The organism is Cedecea sp. (assembly GCF_036500665.1).
In the GTDB taxonomy this organism is placed as follows: domain Bacteria; phylum Pseudomonadota; class Gammaproteobacteria; order Enterobacterales; family Enterobacteriaceae; genus Cedecea.
This window is the reverse complement of the sequence record NZ_DASYBS010000029.1, coordinates 88,360-104,514: the sequence shown is the minus strand read 5'-3', so window position 1 is coordinate 104,514 and position 16,155 is coordinate 88,360. Positions and strand designations below refer to the sequence as shown.

At 54.7% G+C, this 16,155-nt stretch carries 8 protein-coding genes; 4 read left to right on the top strand and 4 right to left on the bottom strand.

Features of this window, described 5'->3' with window-relative positions; all coding sequences use genetic code 11:
• Window positions 1-207 (top strand): hypothetical protein (locus tag VGM55_RS05010; RefSeq protein ID WP_331634783.1); only part of this gene is annotated, 207 nt, incomplete at its 5' end.
• 89 nt (window positions 208-296) lie between these two features.
• On the opposite strand, the gene VGM55_RS05005 is transcribed toward VGM55_RS05010, so the two are convergent.
• The gene (locus VGM55_RS05005; RefSeq protein ID WP_154188160.1) at window positions 297-1,190 is read right to left on the bottom strand and encodes a LysR substrate-binding domain-containing protein; all 894 of its coding nucleotides are present in this window, start codon (window positions 1,188-1,190) and stop codon (window positions 297-299) included.
• A 130-nt stretch (window positions 1,191-1,320) separates the two neighbouring features.
• Between VGM55_RS05005 and VGM55_RS05000 the strand changes: the two genes are divergently transcribed.
• Together VGM55_RS05000 and VGM55_RS04995 are read left to right on the top strand one after the other, a co-directional pair.
• Window positions 1,321-2,670 (top strand): MFS transporter, encoded by a 1,350-nt coding sequence (locus VGM55_RS05000; RefSeq protein ID WP_154188159.1) that lies wholly within the window; start codon window positions 1,321-1,323, stop codon window positions 2,668-2,670.
• A 122-nt stretch (window positions 2,671-2,792) separates the two neighbouring features.
• Window positions 2,793-4,061 carry a chloride channel protein gene (locus VGM55_RS04995; RefSeq protein ID WP_154188158.1) on the top strand — a complete coding sequence of 423 codons (1,269 nt, stop codon included), beginning with the start codon at window positions 2,793-2,795 and terminating at the stop codon, window positions 4,059-4,061.
• 110 nt (window positions 4,062-4,171) lie between these two features.
• Here VGM55_RS04995 and VGM55_RS04990 read toward each other — a convergent pair whose 3' ends face one another.
• Complete coding sequence (locus tag VGM55_RS04990; protein ID WP_331634785.1) at window positions 4,172-5,698, bottom strand: peptide MFS transporter; 1,527 nt, start codon at window positions 5,696-5,698, stop codon at window positions 4,172-4,174.
• Between the two features lie 528 nt (window positions 5,699-6,226).
• On the opposite strand from VGM55_RS04990, the gene VGM55_RS04985 reads away from it, so the two are divergent.
• A complete protein-coding gene (locus VGM55_RS04985; protein ID WP_331634781.1) occupies window positions 6,227-7,930 on the top strand; it encodes a lysophospholipid acyltransferase family protein in 1,704 nt (567 codons plus the stop codon).
• A 77-nt stretch (window positions 7,931-8,007) separates the two neighbouring features.
• Here VGM55_RS04985 and VGM55_RS04980 read toward each other — a convergent pair whose 3' ends face one another.
• A complete protein-coding gene (locus VGM55_RS04980; protein WP_331634780.1) occupies window positions 8,008-10,077 on the bottom strand; it encodes a hypothetical protein in 2,070 nt (689 codons plus the stop codon).
• A 179-nt stretch (window positions 10,078-10,256) separates the two neighbouring features.
• On the bottom strand, window positions 10,257-15,728 hold the full coding sequence (locus tag VGM55_RS04975) for an Ig-like domain-containing protein (protein WP_331634779.1): 5,472 nt from the start codon (window positions 15,726-15,728) through the stop codon (window positions 10,257-10,259).
• Between the last annotated feature and the right edge of the window lie 427 nt (window positions 15,729-16,155).

The window sequence follows — 16,155 nt, the reverse complement described above, 5'->3', positions numbered from 1 at the left end:
GGTTATGACCCAACTCAGGCGGGGTTGAGCTGCCGGGAGCAGCGAAAGAGAGCGATCGTCGGGAACGAATCGCGAACGACCCCGACTGTTTGGGTGATAGCCGGTGGGTTTACCGCTTCAGCGGCGATGAGCTCGCCGGGCGCCGGGGCTGTCCGGGGGATGGCGTTATCCCCCGGACACGTTCACCGGTGCGGCTGCTGCATATAAAACAAGGCTGGAAGTGAACGGAATATTAACCAGTCCTGCATAATCATGGATATTTGTGACAAAGAGGCAAAAAAGGGTGAGGGGCAACGCTACTCTTTCGCCTCAAATTCCTGCTTCAGCCACGCCTTAACCTGCTGTACGTCCTCTCTGCTGGCCTTGTCGCGACTGCTAACAAAGTAGTAATTCGCCCCGGGCAGCACGCCCGGCAGCGCGATATGCAATAGCCCCTGCTGCAGCGCACGGCGAATCAGCAGCCCGCTGGCCAGCAATACTCCCTGCCCTGCAATGGCCGCCTGAATAGCATGCGTTTCATCGTCAAAGCGAATACCGCTCTGCACGTCCAGGTCCTCAGGTCCAAATACCGATTTCCAGTGCTGCCAGCTTGGCTCCGGGCTGGGTACATGACGGTTCTCAATGTGAAAGAGCGTCACCCCCTGCAGATCCTTCCCGCTCCTGAGCTTCAGCTGCGGGCTGGCCACCAGCACAAACCTGTCGCTATACAGCAGCGTACTGTCCAGAGATTCATCTGCCTGCATGCTGTAACGCACGGCGCAATCCGCCATGGTGCCGTTGAGATCGGCCAGCGCCACGCTGCTGTGAAAGCGCAGTTCCAGCGAGGGATGGCGCTGATGCAAAGCAGGCAAACGCGGCACCAGCCAGTTAGTCAGGAAATTCGAGGTGGTGCTGAGCGTCAATGTTCCGGGCAGGGATTGCCTGTCAATAGACTCAACGGCGTCCCGCAGCGTGGTGAAAATGTTCCCGGAAGCACGAAACAGAATGTCTCCCGCCTGGGTTAGCGCAACGCCGCGAGCTGAGCGGGTGAATAATCGCTGTGCAAGCGAGTCTTCCAGCAGGCGTATTTGGTGGCTGATGGCGGTAGGCGTGACGCCAATTTCTTCAGCCGCCGCTTTGAAACTGGCGTGGCGGGCCACGGCGTCAAAAGCACGAATGGCCGCAAGCGGCGGGAGTCGACGACTTCTCATGAATGAATTTAACTCATCTCTTGCTGAATAATATGATTTTGATTGCACCATAAATAAAGGCGTAGCCTGTTACCTATGCACATTAACTGATGAAAATGATTCATCTAAAAGAAAATAGCAGGAAACGCCGATGACACAAACTCATGCGATACCCGCCGCCGCCTCCGGGCGCTATAGCGCTTTGTTCGCGCCGGGAATAGCGCAGGCGCTGATCGCGCTGGACTATGCGATTGTTTACGTCGCGCTGCCGACGCTGGCGCAGGATCTGAACCTTTCACTCAGCGAGATGCAGTGGGTTGTCTCTCTCTATGGCCTGACGTTTGCCGCGCTTTTGCTTGCAGGCGGCAGTCTGTGTGACCGGCTGGGCGCTCGCCGCATGTTCAGCCTTGGTATGGCGCTATTTTTGCTCTCTTCGGCGCTGGGCGGGCTGGCGCAAAACGGCACGCTGTTGCTCGCCGCCCGCTGCGGGCAAGGGATGGCGGCGGCCTTGCTGCAGCCTGCGGTTCTGGCGCTGATGGCGCAGCGGTTCCACGGTGAGGCGCATCGGCGGGCGCTGGCAATCTGGAGCGCTATCGGCGCCCTTGGGCTTGTCGCGGGCGTAATGCTGGGCGGCATACTGGCCGCGCTGGACTGGCGAACCATTTTCTTTATTAACGTGCCGCCGGGACTTATCGCACTCTGGCTGGTTCGCCGGGATTATTTACCGCTCGGCCCACAAGGTGAAGCGCAGCGACCGGGTGTGGGTTCGCTGGTGGGCTGTTTCGCCGCCGGAGCGCTGGTATGGGCGCTGATGCGCTATGGCGAAACCGGGCAGGCCGACTATCTGGCTAACCGCATCGCCGTTGCCATGGGAGTCTTGTTTATCCTGCACGAGCGCTATGCGCCTCAGCCATTACTGGCCCGCTCGCTTCGCACCCTGCCGGGCTTGCAAACAGGCTGGCTCAGCAGCGCCTGCTATATGGCAAGCGTTGGCAGCCAGTTTTACGCCATGACCCTACTTTGGCAGCAGACTTTGCAGCAGGATGCCGTCACCACCGGGCTGATGTTCACGCCGCTCGCGCTGCTGATCGTGGCGGGCAATGCGCTGTATACCCGCCTGACCGCCCGCTACGCCAACGCAACCGTATTGGCCGCCGGGTTCGCCTGTTCGGCGCTGGGGCTGTGGCTGATTTCCGTCGGCTTAGCGTCGCCGCTGTCTGCTGTCTTCATCGGCGGGATTGCGCTCAGCGGGATTGGCCACGGGTTAATTTTCCCCGCGATGTTCGCCGTCGGTCTTTCAGCCACTCCGCTCGCCCAGCAGGGACGCGCCAGCGCGCTGATGGCCACCAGCCAGTATATGGCGGGGGCAATGATGCTGGCGGTACTCTCGGTTGTTCTCGGGCAGGCCCCTGATATGGGCGACTGGGCTACGGCCTTCCGGTTGCTGTGCGGTGCTGCTGTGGCAGGCATGCTGATAGCCGCGTGCCAGAAAGCGCGCTGAGGATGAGGGATTTTGCGCCGGAAAAGGACGGGATGATTCACGCGGGATGAATGCTACATTTATACTAAATGTTTAATTCTTCTCCCTTATCATCCAGTTTTCCCCGCGTTAAGGATCCCGACATGACCCAGCAAACTGAACAGGCTGACGCTAAAAACTACCTTGTGCGCCTGGTTGCTGTCGTACTTACCGGTATCTTCGCCGGCATAGCGGGCATGCTTCTCGCGCTAATTTTACACGCTATACAGCATCTGGCTTTCGGCTACAGCATCGACCAGCTGGTGGGGAGCGAGACGTTTCTTCAGGGCGTCACAGACGCCTCGTATCTGCGCCGGGTAGCCGCGATTCTTGGCGGCGGCGCCGTTGCCGGATTTGGCTGGTGGCTGCTGGCGCGTTATGGCAAGAAAAGAGTGTCTATTGCCGCCGCCGTAGCGAACCCTGCCGTGCCAATGCCTACGGGCACCACCACGATTCATGCCTTACTGCAAATTGTCACCGTCGCGCTCGGTTCACCTCTGGGGCGTGAAGTTGCGCCTCGGGAAATGGGCGCGCTGGCGGCGGGGCTGCTCGCGAGGAAGTTCAGCCTGCAGCCGGACGAAACCCGAACGCTGATTGCCTGCGGCGCAGGTGCTGGCCTGGCCGCTGTGTATAACGTTCCCCTCGCCGGGGCCCTTTTCACGCTGGAAGTGCTGCTGCTTTCGTTTAGCTGGGAGAAAGCGCTGGCGGCGGTCATCACCTCTGCGGCGGCGGCCTGGATTGCGACGCTTGGGCTGGGGGATGAATCGCAGTACCACTTCACCTCTTTTGCGCTTCCCCACGCGTTTATCGGCTGGGCTATTGTGGCAAGCCCTCTGCTCGGCTATGCCGCCTGGCTGTTTCGCAAAGCGACAACCAAAGTGAGAACTCAGGTAAAAACCAACTGGCAGATGCCGGTCTTTTGCCTGTTGGCCTTTGCGATACTGGCCGCGCTAAGCCTGTGGTTCCCGCAGCTGCCGGGGAACGGCAAAGGTCCGATGCAGCTGGCCATCAGCAACGGCCTGAACGTTGACAACGCTGCAATACTGCTGGCGCTGAAGATGCTGGTGATCCTCGCCGTCCTGCGCGGCGGCGCCGAGGGCGGCCTGTTGACGCCGGGCTTAACGGTGGGTGCGCTGCTTAGCCTGCTGCTGGCGGCGGTCTGGCAGTTTGTCTTCCCGGGTGGAGACGTGGGCAGCTTCGCGCTGGTCGGCGGGGCCGCGTTTTTGGCCGCTTCGATGCAGATGCCGGTCACCGCCGTAGCGCTGGTAATGGAGTTCACCCATATGGATCACAGCTATTTTGCCCCTGCGCTGCTGTGCGCCGCCGGAGCCTATACGACCAGCCGTGTCCTGGATAAGAAGTACAGTTACTAAGTCCACGAGGGGAAACGGCAAGCCGTTTGACCGACGGGCAGTCGCAAAAACCGGAAATAAAAAAGCCCGGTAACCCGCAGAAGGTTACCGGGCGAGATGCTTAAAAGCCGTTATTTGGCTTCGTTGGCGTCCGCATTTCTCAGCATGTTTCTCACCGGAATAATCAGCGCGGCCAGCACAATGGCGCAGATGACCAGGGCGATAGACACGTGAGAGAACAGCTCCGGCATCGAGCTAAGCTGGTCTTTTTTGATATGCCCGCCCATGATACCGGCTGCCAGGTTGCCCAGCGCGCTGGCGCAGAACCACAGCCCCATCACCTGGCCGCGCATTTTCTGCGGCGCCAGCAACGTCATGGTTGCCAGGCCAATCGGGCTAAGGCAAAGCTCGCCCAACGTCAGCAGCAGGATGCTTCCCACCAGCCAGAACGGAGAAACGCCGCTCTGCGTCGCCAGCACCTGGTTTGCTGCCGCCATCATTACCGCAAAACCTGCCGCCGCAAACAAAATGCCGATAACGAACTTCGTCATGCTGCTCGGATTTAAATTGCGCTTAGCCAGCGACGGCCAGAACCAGCTAAACACCGGCGCCAGCAGGATAATAAACAGCGCGTTGATCGACTGGAACCAAATGGTCGGGATTTCAAAGCTGCCCATCTGGCGGTCGGTGTAGTCGCGCGCAAAGATGTTGAAGGAGGTCGGCTTCTGCTCGAAGGCAGACCAGAAGAATGCCGCCGCAACCAGCAGGATCAGGCAGGCCAGCAGGCGTGAACGCTCGCTGCTGGTTAGCCCGGCAAAGAAGAACATGAACAGGAAGTAGAGACCAACGCAGGTGGAAATAATGTACGCAGAACTTTTGGCGATCGCCGTCGGGTTGAATGGAATTGTCCCGTTGGCGATCAGCACCACCAGCCCGGCTAGCAGCACCATCGCAAGCGTTACCCATTTACCGACGTTTTTACGCTCGGTCGTCGGGCGGTTCCAGGTGGAGTCCAGCCCGACTTCTTTATCGTAGCGGCGCATTTGCGGAATGGCATAGAAGCGGAAGATGAACAGGGCAATCAGCATGCCCAACCCGCCCAGGCCAAAGCCCATGTGCCAGCCGTATTTCTCATGCATCGGGCCGATGATCAGCGGGGCAATAAACGACCCCATGTTGATGCCCATGTAAAACAGCGAGAAGCCCCCATCGCGGCGGGTATCTTCTTTTTTGTACAGCGTCCCTACCATCACGGTAATACAGGTTTTGAACAACCCGGTACCCAGGACTATCAGCAGAAGGCCAACAAAGAAGAAGGTGTTGCCCACGAATGCCGACAGGGCAATCGAGAGGTGGCCGAGCGCAATGATAAGCGACCCATACCAGACGGCTCGCCGCTGCCCAAGCCAGTTATCGGCCAACCAGCCGCCCGGTAAAGAGGTGATGTATACGCCGCCGGCGAAAATACCGACAATCGCGGAAGCCTGCTCGATCGGCAGCCCCATCCCGCCCTGAAGCAGGGCCGCACTCATAAACAGAATGAGCAGCGGGCGAACCCCGTAGAAGGAAAAACGTTCCCACATTTCGGTGAGGAATAGCGAACTTAACGGGTACGGATGCCCGAAAAATGTTTTTGTTTTCGTCGCAGAGTGACTCATCTGTGAACTCCCATAGGTTGTCTCTTTTGATGCGGTGTTGATAAAAACGCCGCTCCCGGCGTTCTGTTGCTGCTTTTTAGTCATAGGCTGGCATTCCGCCAGCGGCGGCTACTTTAGCGTAGATCGTCGAAAAATCAGCAAGGGGTAGAGCAAGTTTATTGCATAATTAGTGTTTTTTAGATTAAAAGTCGATTTAACTCTCATTTTACGCGATAAAACTTTCATTAAATGCGCTTAATGCTTGACAGCAAAACAACCGAACACTTCAAATAAATACCATTAAAAACAATAAATTAAATAAAACTTACTTTCTTTCATGCAATAACTCGATTTTACCTACTATTCGTCAGGGTTTACTCTGTCACCCAAGCCCAAAAACGCGCTATTTGCCCATCTCCCTATGCAGCGAGGATAAAAAATCAACGCAGGCTCTTTCGGCCTGCCGAATCCCTGAAACGTCACCTCGCTGACACGCAATTTTCATATTGATCTTCTACCGTCGTGCGCAGAACGGTAAGAGGAGCGAATATGTTTAGTCTCGATAACGTACTTGACGACCTTTGGCCTCAGGCAAGTCCTGCGCCCTGGCAAAAAAACCTGTTAAGACGCCTGCTGCATGAGGAAGAATTTCAGGCCTTTGCCGAAAACCATCCACACCTTCGCGGGCTGGATATGATCGAACAAGTCCTTGACCACCTACACATCCGCTGCAATATCTCTCCCCGAGAATTAGAAAACATCCCCGAAAGCGGCCCCGTAGTGATGATGGCCAACCACCCAACCGGCACCCTTGATGGGCTGGCGCTGCTGTACGCCGTTTCCCGCGTTCGCCGTGATGTCAAAGTGGTGACCAACCGCCTGCTTAATCATCTCGAACCGCTGAGTTCGCTGTTTATCCCGGTAGACAATATCAACGGGCGTACGCCGAAATCTTCCTTTGTCCTGATGGAGCAACAGTTGCAAAACGGCGGCGTGCTGATCTTCTTCCCTGCGGGCGAAGTGTCTCGTCTGACTCGCCAGGGCATTGCCGACGGGCACTGGCACACCGGCTTTATTAAACTTGCGGCGAAATACCGCGTACCGCTGCTGCCAGCCTTTATTCATGCCCATAACATCATGCTGTTTTACGCCAGCGCGATGATTTCCCCGGCGTTGCCGATGCTGCTGCTGATGCAGCAAATGTTCCGCCGCCGCAACTCCACCCTCCCGGTCACGTTAGGCCAGCGCATTCCCTGGGAAAGCTGGCATAACCCACAGCAGATCCCGCGCGAGCTGGCGAAAAAATGCCGCCAGCATGTTCAACGGCTGGGTAAAGGCCTGTCAGGCAAGTTCACGACGGAAAGCGCAATTGCCCGAGCGGAAGACCGGGCAACGCTGCGCCGGGAGCTGGCAAAAGCGGAGTGTCTGGGCCGCACCGCCGACGATAAAATGATTTATCTTTGGCAGCGCCGCGACTCAAAGGAAGAGGCTCCGCTGCTGCGTGAGCTGGGTCGGCTACGAGAAATTGCTTTCCGCGCCGTAGGGGAAGGGGGCGGTAAACGTCGGGATCTCGATCGGTATGATGATGATTACCTGCATTTGATCCTCTGGGATGAACAGGATTTGGAGATTGTTGGTGCTTACCGCTTTATACCTACCGCGCAGCAGCTTGAAAAACGCGGCGTAAACGGGCTGTACAGCCACAGCTTATTCCGCTACGACGAGAAAATGGAGGCTGTCCTGCAGCACGGCATTGAACTTGGGCGCAGCTTTATTCAGCCTCGCTACTGGGGCCGACGTGGCCTGGACTATCTTTGGTCGGGTATTGGCGCTTACCTCGCCCGTTACCCGCAGTATCGCTATCTGTTCGGCCCGGTGTCTATTTCTGGCGGTCTGCCGCCGGATGCGCGCGATCTGCTGGTCGCATTTTACCGCTTATGGTTCCCGGCGAGCCATACGCTTGCCTGTTCCCGTAGTCCCTTCCCGGCAAGCCTCCCCGATGTGCTGGCGCAGTTTAAAGGCGAAGACTACGGTGAAGATCTTACGCGCTTAAAATCCCTGCTTAGCAACCTCGGCTGTGGCATTCCAACGCTTTATAAACAATATTCAGAACTCTGCGAACCGGGCGGCGTGCAGTTTATCGATTTCGGCAGCGATCCTGCCTTCAATAATTGCGTTGATGGGCTGGTATTGGTTGATTTAACGTTCCTGAAAAAGAGCCGCTATGAGCGGTACGTTGGAATACACCTGTAGCACGACGGAAAGTAACCTCTTCTCAGGCCACGGCCTGAGAAGAAGGTTTTTACACACCACGTTTCAATTGCGGCAGACTATTTTTTACAGGCGCCATGCATGTTGTCTGAACCAGCTTTTCGCCAGACGCCATGCTCCCCATCGCTCCCTGGAGCCTCCCCCTGAGTCCACCAACCGTTCATCCAACTGCTGCCATTGTAGGTGACCTTTTGGCACGGTTTATCATAGGTAGTACGGCTGTCCCACGCTGCTTCATCAGGTTTGGCGTGTTCATCCTTTACCGTTACCGTGATGTCACTGGTGTCGGTTTGCCCGTTCTTATTGGTGACCGTCAGACGGTAGGTGACCTCACCGGTGGTATTCGCCGGAATGAGCGCCCTGGCCTTTGGCTGGTTAATCTCGCTCCCCCACTCGCTGCCTTCGGCTTCCTGCAACCAGAAGTGCTTCTGGCCTTTGACGATTGTCCATTTGAACGTCTCGGCATTCTGACTTGCCAGCCCGTTCAGCTCATAGCCCGCTGAGACATTCCTGGCAAGCACCGTGAAATTATCCCCCGCCACGGCCACCGGCTTTTGCGCTTCCTCTTCACTGACCTGGTTTACCTGACACTGGCCATCCATCATTTTTAAGGTCAGGTGAGCCGGTCCGTTCCCCCCCATTCCCTCAATCTGGTCCTGAATGGCCGTCGCGCAGTCATGACCAGCGGCATTTTCATAAACCGCCTGTTGAACCTTGCTGCCCGGCATCAGGGCAATTTTGTGTCCCGGCTCAAGCCAGTCGTGAGAAATAATGGTACCGACATTATCGGCAACCGAGAGAAACAGGCGTTTTTCATCTGCGTTAGTCAGCGTGGAAATCAGAGACTCATCAATAGCCGACTTCTCTGAGAATTGTGTCACCGGAAGCTGGACCATCAGTGTTTCAAGGACTTTACCAAAATCGTGCGCGTAGGAAATCGAACCGTTTTTCTGCATTTCATCAAATCTCGTCATCGCCGCAGGCTTAGCTTTCTCTATCTCTTTTTTGCTGTAAAAACCATACCGCGCTAACAGATCGATATAGTTACTGATATCACTGCGGTTCAGGTCTGTATCGTAATGGTGTTCCGGCTTTTTCCCTGCCTCATTGAGCAGTTGCGTAACATAAGGGATCTGGCGAATGTAGCGGGTGCCGAAGTCATTGAGCTGAACAAAGCAAGCGGGGTCGCTTTCCAGGTGGTCCTGCTGCGCCATACAGTGGTTGAAGCTCTGCTCACTTTTAAGCAGCAGTTCTTTAACCGAATAAGGACCGCGGTTGTACATATAGCTCATGACCATAGAGAGCGCATCTTTATCCTGGCTACCCTGAATAAATTCATGAATGCGAACCTGAGTGCCTGTTTTATCTTTATCCCATGGTAGAGACCCGGTATTAATCCCAATAACGGAGCCATTGTAGAAACCGCTGGTCACCGCAGAGCCGATAATATTGCGTGCAGGGCCAGAGAAAGAATCGAGTATTTTTTTAGGCTGCATGGTACCAAAAATACGCGGGAAACCGCCGCCGCCAGACCCCTGTAACTCACTCCATGCGCTCCCTGGATACTCAATCTGTAAAACACCATCATCACCTTCATCTGCCGGGGCAGGTAAATCCCGGCCTAATGAACTCTCCTGTAGCCCTTTAGAGACAAAATAGTTCGGCCCCATATTACGGGAAAAATAGTTGCCAAAACTTTCACCGCTGCCAAATGGACGATGAAGATCAAAGGTTCCGTTCTCCTTCCCCAAACCGTATTGCATTTGAATCATGGTACTGACATATGCCTGTGCAAACGCCATTGCCCACAGTTTGTGTTCAGTTATTTTTTCCCCAGAGGGGTCACCAGACAAACTTAGATTGACGAGCCCGGCACGCTCTTTTTTCCAGTCCAGGCTGTAATGTTCACAACTGCCCAGGTCAATTTCAAAACGGCCTTCATTATCTTTTTTTATATTACAGTGGTAAGGCAGAGATAATTTATCAGAGAGATGTAAATCATAATCAACTTGCCCCGCAGTGTTTTTAGGAAGCAGCTGACGATACATATCCAGAGTTATATTTTCTGTAGCGAAAGCATTACCTGCAATAAAGAAGGAAATCGCTAACGAAAGACTTTTTATTTTCATAAATAACAGTTCCATGGTTAAGAAAATAATAGAAAGTTAATAATAAAAATAAAATCAAACAATAAGGATAAAGACAGTATGGATATAGGTATTTCTTGTAGATAAGCAGTATGGAGATAAATGCATGGGCGAGGAGAATAAAAGGGCATAGCGTGCACGCTATGCCCCGGTGCTAAATGTTAAAGGATAGTGACGTGAATACGATCCTCAATTAATACCTCAGACTGTCCGCTACTCTGGAATTCCTGATATACCGTGCCATCAACGGTCACCGTACCGCTGGAATGCCAGTTTTCCGCGCCGCCGCTAAGCTCAACGTTTCCGTTTTCTCCAGTGACCATCAGCGGCGAATGATCTTCGCCGTTTTCGTTGGCCATGCTGTCTACGGTGCGGTTGTCCATAGTCAGGGTCGTGTTGCTGTCCGACATATCCAGATTATGCGTCCCCTTCAGCGCCGCTGTCAGATTGGCAAGATCGACATTCTGGTGATCGCCATCGAGCAGATAAGGCGAGTGACTGTCATCCTCTTCAGAGAAGGACATAGACCGGGAGAGAGGGGCCGGGCTGAGTGGGTCATAAACAAAGTTTTGTTGTCCATAACCATTTTCCAGAACACCAGACGCGTTCACTTTTACCGATCCCACTGACAGATCAAGAACGCCATTATGATCCAGATCTATAGTCGCGAGTGAAGAACCAAACTGCTGACCTGCAACGGAGCCATACACCGCAGTAACCCAACCTTTATCAATCAGCTCCTGAAGCGTTAGCACCCCATGATGGTTGGCATCTGCTGCCAGGGCTGCGAAATCCTTACTGCCATCAGCAATATACACGGCGCCGGTTTGTATCCCTGCAGGGTTTTTAGCATTGATATCGGCAAAGATAAGATCCTGATGACCATCAGCGTTCATATCTGCACTGAGTACGTTGACGCCGAACCCACCACCGCTATGATTTTTACTGACAATTGAGAATCCGTTGCTGCCGTTAATTTCACTGGTATTTAAGACGCCATCACCTCCGCCGATATTTTCACCGCCGAAAATAACCCATAGCTTGCCGCAGGCTCCCTCACTCACGTCCCCTGGCGATCCAATGGCAAAACTGCTGTTTTTTCCACTGAAATTTCCAAGTCCCGCAACTGCATGGTTTGGAGACCATTCCCCCGATAAGCCTGAGTTCATAATCCCGCCATCCCACTGTCCCAGATGACCTACCCCAGAGTTATTGATACGAACCAGCTGGTCTGTAGATAAATCAGAAATTCTGGAACTATCTAAACCGTCAGCATCGCCGAAATAAAGATAGACCGTCCCCGTATCAACACCGCCATGAATAGCATAAGGGTCGACAAAGATGATATCGCTATTGCCATCGCCATTCACATCGCCAACAACCTGAATTTCATCGGCAAAGTTCTGACTTACGGTGCCATTTGCCACGGCCTGCTCATTTGAGTCATTAGGCCTATCATGCTGAATGGTAAATGTCTGGTCTTCATGGTTCTCCCAGATCCATTCGCCGCCGTAGGCTCCATCTTTAGCATTATCCTTATCAAGCACATCGCTGCGTTGCAGCATAATGTTTTCCCACGTCCACTGGGAGCCGCCTCGGATGCCTGTTGCGATACCACGTTCATCCCCCCATGCGCTGGAAATATCGCCGATCAATAGATCGCTACCGTGACCATCTTTATGCGGGACAAAAGTCGCTGAAGCGCCAAACCAGAACTCATCCTTAACGTAAATGGCACACCCATAAGGGCTTCTGCCATCAATAATGTCATCAAGATTAATACCACCAGCGGCCTGAATGGCATCCAGGTGATCGCGGATAGCCGCACCGTTAAGCAGGAAGCAAACCCCGTTTTGCTGTCCTGCGATCAGCAAATCATCCACACCATCGCCATCAATATCGCCCACCGCCAGATAGGTACCAAGACGGTTATCGGTATAATTTGGCTCCTGACCAGGCAGGTCCTTGGTTGTCGCGTTGATCTTAAAGCCAATTGATGCGTCACTGGCCAGTAGATCCTCAATACTCTTACCACCGGCAAGCTTAGTCGTATCCAGAATCACATACTGTGCCCCTCCTTCTCCTCCTACAGAAGACGGGGCTCTTGGAGCAGAAAAGACCAATGTATCGTGACCATCTGCAGAAGCGAAGCTCTTCGAGTTGATAACTGAATAGCCAAAGAAATCATGATTCTGCTCTCCGGTTACCGAGGCTGGTTTTGCATGTACCGCGAGATTGCCATCCGGCGAACCGTTTAGCCCGGAAGCTGCCGAATCATTACCGACAGCATCCACCACCACCGCTTTGATATGGTGAGCACCGTCCTCCAGAGCCTGGTTATCTTCCAGCTCGTAGCTCCAGCTACCGTCATCATTGACGATCACCTTACTGGCCAACAACTCGCCACTATCAATTTTGCCGTCGTTGTTTTTGTCATCAAAAATAGTCACCGTCAGATCGCTGTAGCTATCGCCATCTGAGGCATTCACAGTTCCTACAAATTGTGGCGTACTGTCAGCGGTAGAGATGCCCCCGGAGGACATACCGATCGACGTACTATTGCCGTTGGTCGTATCCTGGGTGTAATCCACGCCGACGGATGGCGTCCCGCTATTGCCCGCCGCGTCGGTCACGGTCGCCGTGATGTTGTGCACCCCGTCGGTTAGGTCAGTTCCCGGGGTGAATGTCCACTTACCGTCATTGCCGATGGTCGCCTCGCCCAGCACGGTGCCGTTGTCCTTGATCACCACCTTGTCACCCGCCTGCGCACCCTCAACGTGACCGCTGACCGTCGGCGTTCTGTCGTTGGTCGGATGGGTGGCGTCGATAACGTCGCCGTTATCGTTGCTAATGCCCACGCTGGTGGTCCCGCCCGGCGCCACGGTGTCCTGGGTGTAATCCACGCCGGCGGATGGCGTCCCGGCGTTGCCCGCCGCGTCCGTCACGGTCGCCGTGATGCTGTGCGCCCCGTCGGTGAGGTCGGTTTCCGGGGTGAACGTCCAGCTGCCGTCGCCGCCGATGGTCGCCTCGCCCAGCACCGTGCCGTTGTCCTTGATCACCACTTTATCCCCCGGCTCGGCGCCGTCCACGTGGCCGCTGAGGGTTGGGGTTCTGTCGTTGGTCGGATGGGTGGCGTCGATAGCGTCGCCGTTATCGTTGGTCAGACCCACGCTGGTGGTCCCGCCCGGCGCCACGGTGTCCTGGGTGTAATCCACGCCGGCGGATGGCGTCCCGGCGTTGCCCGCCGCGTCGGTTACGGTCGCCGTGATACTGTGCGCCCCGTCGGTAAGCTCGGTTTCCGGGGTGAACGTCCAGCTGCCGTCGCCGCCGATGGTCGCCTCGCCCAGCACGGTGCCGTTATCCTTGATCACCACCTTGTCCCCCGGCTCAGCGCCGTCCACGTGACCGCTGACCGTCGGCGTTCTGTCGTTGGTCGGATGGGTGGCGTCGATAACGTCGCCGTTATCGTTGGTAATGCCCACGCTGGTGGTCCCGCCCGGTGCCACGGTGTCCTGGGTGTAATCCACGCCGGCGGATGGCGTCCCGGCGTTGCCTGCCGCGTCGGTTACGGTCGCCGTGATGCTGTGCGCCCCGTCGGTGAGGTCGGTTTCCGGGGTGAACGTCCAGTTGCCGTCGCCGCCAATCGCGGCACTGCCGAGCACCGTGCCGTTATCCTTGATCACCACCTTGTCACCCGGCTCAGCGCCATCCACGTGTCCGCTGAGGGTTGGGGTTCTGTCGTTGGTCGGATGGGTGGCATCGATGGGCAGACCCGCATCGTTAGTGATTGTTACGCCCGTTGTGCCCTGAGGCGGCGTGGTATCAACGACCACAACCATATGCGACGTTGTGCTATTGCCCGCGTCGTCTGCCACATCAATCGTCAGGTTGTTATCACCATCAGCCAGCGCGCTGTCCGGCGTTATCTGCCAGTCGCCGTTTTGATCCACGTCGGCAGAGCCAATAACCCGATCGCCATCCTTAATGGTTACCGTGGTGCCTGGCTCGGCTTTGCCGTGGATAGTCGGCGTGTTGTCGTTGGTGGCGGAGCCATCGAGAAGGTTATCGTCCCGGTCCGTGACAATAATATCGTGTACTGCATCAGGTGCAGTGGTGTCGATGATTACCTCAACCGGCTGGGCGTCGCCCACATTACCGACGCTGTCCTGCAGTTCAGCCGTCAGATGATGAGCACCTTCAGTCAGTGGCAGCTCAGGCGTAAATGACCAGGACCCGTCTGCGCCAATATCAGCATGACCGACCGTTACACCACCGTCTTTAATCACGACGCGATCGCCCACTTCTGCACCGCTAACAGATCCGCTCAGCACCGGCGTATTGTCGTTACTGATGCCATTCGCGATCGGCTGCGGGTTGTCCGGTTGGCTGTCGTTGGTGAGCTGAATGTCCGTGATGAGGCCAGGAGGAGGGATAGTATCAACGGTGATGTTTAGATCGGATGAGGCACTGTTACCCGCATCGTCGGTCACTTCAATAACCAGGTCGCTTCCCCCTTCGGGCAGCGTTTGGTCTGGTGTAATTTGCCAGTCGCCGTTCTGGTCAACGTCAGCGGAACCAATAACACGATCGCCATCCTTAATGGTAACCGTGGTGCCCGCCTCGGCTTTACCGTGGATAGTCGGCGTACTGTCGTTGGTCGTTGAACCTTCGAGAATATTACCGTCTTTATCGGTAATCGTAATATCGTGCGCTACGTCCGGCGGGGTCAGGTCCGGCACAACGTGAATAGTGATGGGGTCTGTCGGGTCGCTGATATTACCGCCGGTATCGACGACTTCAGTGATAAGGTGGTGACTGCCATTTCCCGGTTCCAGCGGCAGCTCCCAATAACCATTTTCATCCACAGGAGCGGTGCCAACAACGGTTTCACCGTTTTTTACGACGACTGAACAGCCCGGCGTCGCCTGCCCGCTTATCAACAGGTGTGACTCTTCGATCGTGGTATTAGCCGCAACGCTGTTGCCTTTATTATCCGTAAGCTGAAGATTGCTCGCGCTGTCGGGCCGTGAAGCCGTGGCGCTATCATCGCTGTCTGAATGACCGTCGTGCCGGGAAGCCGCAATGACGCCACCGGCAATGGCTGCAGTGGCAAGACCCGCAGCAGCCGCCGCCCAACCGGACATACCAAACAGGCCAGCAGCGCCTTTGTCATCATCATCATCATCCTGCAGCCCTTCAACCTCTGCTGCCAATGGCTCGCCCACCGGTACAGAACTGTCCTGCGCAGGTTCGGCCTGAGCAATACTGCTCTCTCCATCGCCCAGGGTGCTGGCCTGCGAAGTTTTGTCCACGCCAGACCAGGTATAGAGATTATCCTTATCATCCATACCGTAAATGTCAGCAGGCTGCTCTTGTGCATAGTAGCCTTCAATCACCACGGCGGGATGATGCCCGTGCGGGGTAGAGATCTCTAAATTTTCACCATGGCGCGAGAATTTTAGGTTTTTAACAGCCGCAAGCCCCTCACCGCTTTTAAGGATAATACTTCCGTGGGCTGGGGCCTGAATGGTTAATTGCGTTAATGGTTCAACTTCAATAACAACATTACTTTTATCAGTAATAATATTTGCAGCATGCGTCAGCATACTTTCACTGTGTGATGAGGTCGTCATAATCTATCCCTGGTTACAAGTTTCAATCATTTTGCTATGGAGTCCCATAGAGAAATACAAAATCAGGCGTTTCGACAAATCATCTCGCCTGCGCTTAATACTAAATTGCGCATAAAAACATTGATATATTTCTCAACCACTATAACTATGAAAAATATCTGATTGCGACCAGAGCAGCGCAGACCCTCGCCTCAGAATGAAAACACAATCAATTGATTAATAAGCACTTATAATGAAAATCACGATCTTCACAGTGATTTCATAAATTAATCACATGCATTAACCCAAGGCATTCTTTATTATTTCGCCGCCGCAAATATATCTTTACTCTTCTGAATTATTTCGGGACAACAAAATCTTAATACTGCTAACAAAAATGATAGAGAACATTCTCAATCACAATTAGACAAATCGGCTAAAGAAAAAA